The sequence below is a fragment of the Candidatus Amarolinea aalborgensis genome, assembly GCF_900491745.1.
In the GTDB taxonomy this organism is placed as follows: Bacteria; Chloroflexota; Anaerolineae; order SSC4; family Amarolineaceae; genus Amarolinea; species Amarolinea aalborgensis.
This window is the reverse complement of the sequence record NZ_UETR01000073.1, coordinates 1-3585: the sequence shown is the minus strand read 5'-3', so window position 1 is coordinate 3585 and position 3585 is coordinate 1. Positions and strand designations below refer to the sequence as shown.

4 protein-coding genes are annotated in these 3585 nt (G+C 60.2%); all 4 read right to left on the bottom strand.

Annotated elements, in window-relative coordinates; all coding sequences use genetic code 11:
* Nucleotides 1–256 precede the first annotated feature (256 nt).
* Entirely contained in the window at nt 257–1189 is a 933-nt protein-coding gene (locus ACPQ6D_RS23690; protein ID WP_423226824.1) for a hypothetical protein, read from the bottom strand.
* 145 nt (nt 1190–1334) lie between these two features.
* Nucleotides 1335–1847 (bottom strand): hypothetical protein, encoded by a 513-nt coding sequence (locus ACPQ6D_RS23685; protein ID WP_423226823.1) that lies wholly within the window; start codon nt 1845–1847, stop codon nt 1335–1337.
* 198 nt (nt 1848–2045) lie between these two features.
* Complete coding sequence (locus tag ACPQ6D_RS23680; RefSeq protein WP_423226822.1) at nt 2046–2990, bottom strand: hypothetical protein; 945 nt, start codon at nt 2988–2990, stop codon at nt 2046–2048.
* 141 nt (nt 2991–3131) lie between these two features.
* A partial coding sequence (locus ACPQ6D_RS23675) for a hypothetical protein (RefSeq protein WP_423226821.1) occupies nt 3132–3585 on the bottom strand: 454 nt, incomplete at its 5' end.

The window sequence follows — 3585 nt, the reverse complement described above, 5'->3', positions numbered from 1 at the left end:
CGCTGCAACTCACTCCCCGTCGTGATGACCTGATCTGAACGTGTTCGACAACTGCGCATAAGTCTCGACTGCATCGTGAAAATGGGTGGTCCGCTTAGCCTAAAGGCGACCCCAGGCGATGTTACGCGGCGCCTGGGGTCGTTGTTCATGGATGCCAGGTCTCCCTGGGTGGCCTGACCGCCGGCGCCAGGTCAGCGGTTCAGTAGATGTCGCCGATGTCTTCGCCATGGAGGCAACGGGTTGCGGCCTCCCTCGCTCAGCGCGCCAATGATGGTGAATACAGGCTGAGGGCCAGGGATTGACCTGCGTCGATGATTTCACGTGACATAGAGTCAACAACCCCAGTTTCCCTTATACCCGCGTACACGACACTGCTGCCCCCGGCCGTAGGCTCCAGGGTCAGATAGAACGAGTAGGTCTGTTGGCTTTTCATGGGCCCGTCCCAGTAGTACACACCCTCTGTAGAACTGTGAAATTCGAGGGAGGTTGCCAGGGTGGCGTCACCTGCATCCACACGCGGCTCACTCGAGCGTAAGCCACCAATCGGGACTGCAATCCCCACATGACCAAAGTGTAGGTCCACCAACGGCGTCACTTCGTAGACCAGGGTCACCGGTTGGTTCAGAGTCAGTGTCCCCGACAGATACAGGCGATTCTGGATCAACTCGGGTTGCAGTGGTAGTAGCCCAGGAACACTTTGCCCTGGTGACTCCCAGTGATTGGGCGGCGGGTCATGGCTGACCCATGTGTCTTCTCCTTCCACCAGGATGTACAGGGCGCCGAAACCGGTGAAAAAACCCCCACTGGGAAAGTCCTTCCGCCCAAGGCCTACGATCTTGTGGTACCCATTCTCCAATACCCGTGCCGTAGCGGTAAAGACGTAGGTTTGGTTCAGCTCCATGTCCACCCGCCACTCCCCTGGCGTGTTGACCAGTTCCACACCGGCCGGCAAAATGAAGCTCACCGCAACGTCTGTCATGTCCATCGAGGTGCGCAGTTCGAGTCGCAGCATGAAAGGTTCGCCCAGGGCGGGTCTTCCCTCCATCGCTAACGATCCCGTCAACGCCGAGCTGCCCGCCGTACACGCAGCCAGCAGCAGCAATATACACAGCCCCACGGCCACGGCCACGGCCGTGATCCAATGTCGTACCCGCACGATCCGCAGGTACTTCTTCCACCACGTTGTCATGAGATCCTCCTTGCATCGAAGTCGCTTTCTTGTCCCTTTTCAGGTCTTTGAGTCACCCACGTTCCGGGGATTGCGTTGTCAACCGGTCATACCTCCGTGCGGTTATGCGGCTGTCTTCCCCCTGCTGCACGGGCATGCGCAACCTCTACGGGCAGGAAATGGCGTCAGGATTGACCTTGAACTGGTTGGCGGACACCCGGCAGAAGTAGAAGCCGGGGTGATTGTCCATCTCCTGCACCACATCCCCCCAGTTGCTCCACGCTCCCTGGGTCCACTGTAGTTCCTGGAACGTCGTCCCCGCCTGGTCGCACGTGTTGCGCGCGCGACCCAGGGCCAGCGGGCGCAGATTCGTCAGGTTCAGCGTGGTGGCCGCCGCCGGCAGCCCGGCCACATCCACGCCGTCTACCCGGTAATGCCACACACTGCCCTCCTTCACGATCTCGAAGCGCGGCGTCGTTCCCACCGCCAGGGTGGCGCCCACGTAGCTGTTGCTCACTCCGTTCACCTGCCACTGCACCAGGATCTGCGGACTGCCGTTACTCAGGCGCCGCCAGCCCAGCTGCATCCAGTTGCTGTCGTCCTGACGCAGCCACAGCAGGCGCTGCAACTCACTCCCCGTCGTGATGATCTGGTCTGAACGTGTTCGACAACTGCGCATAAGTCTCGACTGCATCGTGAAAATGGGTGGTCCGCTTAGCCTAAAGGCGACCCCAGGCGATGTTACGCGGCGCCTGGGGTCGCTGTTCATGGATGCAGAGTTTCCCTGGGGTGGTCTGACCGGGGGCGCCAGGTGAGCGGTTCAGTAGATGTCGCCGATGTCTTCGCCATGGAGGCAACGGGTTGCGGCCTCCCTCGCTCAGCGCGCCAACGACGGCGAATACAACGTGAGCGTCAGGGATTGGCTGGTGGCAATAACTGGACGTGTCACAGAATCAACAGTCCCAGATTCGTTTACACTCGCATCCACCACACTCTCACCCCCCGCCGTTGGCTCTAAGGTAATATAGAACGAGTAGGTCTGCTGGCCTTTCATGGAACCGTTCCAGTAATACACGCCTTCTGTGGAGCTGTGGAATTTGAGAGGCGTGATCAGGGTAGTATCGCTCGCCTCTGCCCGCGGTTCACTTGATTGTAGGCCACCGACCGGAACTGCAATTCCCACGGTAGCAATCTGCAGATCAACCAACGGCGTTACTTCGTAGACCAGAGTCACCGGTTGGTTCAAGGTCAGTGTGCCCGACAGATACAGCCGGTTCTGGATCAACTCGGGTTGGAGCGGTGTTACTCCAACACTTGCTTGTGGCGAGCGCCAATGATTGGGCGGCGGGTCATGGCTGACCCACGTGTCTTCGCCTTCCACCAGGACATAGATACAGTCGCCACCACCAAAATATGACTCGCTACTGAAGTGTTTCACCCCACCGCCACAGAGACGGAAGTATCCATTCTGCACGATACGCACAGTACCGGTGAAGACGTAGGTTCGGTCCGCCTCCATGCTCTCGATCTGCCATTCGCCAGGTGTGTCCAGTAATTCGGCGCCTGTAGGCAACACAAAGCTAGCCGCCACATCGGTGAAGGCCATAGAGGTGCGCAATTCCAGTCGCAGCATGAAAGGCTCGCCCAGGGCGGGTCTTCCATCCAGCGCTAACGATCCCCTCATGGGCGAACTGGGCGCCGAACTGCCCGGTGTGCACGCAGCCAGCAGCAGCAATGTACACAGCCCCACGGCCACTACCGCGGCCGTGATCCAATGTCGTACCTGCGTCATCGGCAGGTTTCTCTTCCACCACGTTGTCATGATATCCTCCTTGCATCGAACTCGCTTCCTTGTACCTTTTCAGGTCTTTGAGTCACACACGCTCCGGGGGCAGCGTTGTCAGCCGGCCCCACCTTCGTGCGGTCGTGCGCCTGCCCCTTGCGGCACGGGCAGGCGCAACCACTACGGGCAGGAAATGGCGTCAGGATTGACCTTGAACTGGTTGGTGGACACCCGACAGAAGTAGAAACCGGGATGGTTGTCCATCTCCTGCACCACATCCCCCCAGTTGCTCCACGCTCCCTGGGTCCACTGCAGTTCCTGGAACGTCGTCCCCGCCTGGTCGCACGTGTTGCGCGCGCGACCCACGGCCTGCGGGCGCAGATTCGTCAGGTTCAGCGTGGTGACCGCCGCCGGCAGCCCGGCCACATCCACCCCGTCTACCCGGTAATGCCAGACGCTGCCCTCTTTGACGATCTCAAAGCGCGGCGTCGTTCCTACCGCCAGCGCGGCGCCCACGTAGCTGTTGCTCGCCCCGTTTACTTGCCATTGCACCAAAATCTGCGGGTTACCGTTGCTCAGGCGCCGCCAGCCCAGCTGCATCCAGTTGCTGTCGTCCTGGCGCAGCCACAGCAGG

Coding starts and splice junctions, on each gene's coding strand:
- ACPQ6D_RS23685 (WP_423226823.1), bottom strand. CDS start 1,847: ATGCGCAGTTGTCGAACACGTTCAGACCAGATCATCACGACGGGGAGT.
- ACPQ6D_RS23680 (WP_423226822.1), bottom strand. CDS start 2,990: ATGACAACGTGGTGGAAGAGAAACCTGCCGATGACGCAGGTACGACAT.
- ACPQ6D_RS23690 (WP_423226824.1), bottom strand. CDS start 1,189: ATGACAACGTGGTGGAAGAAGTACCTGCGGATCGTGCGGGTACGACAT.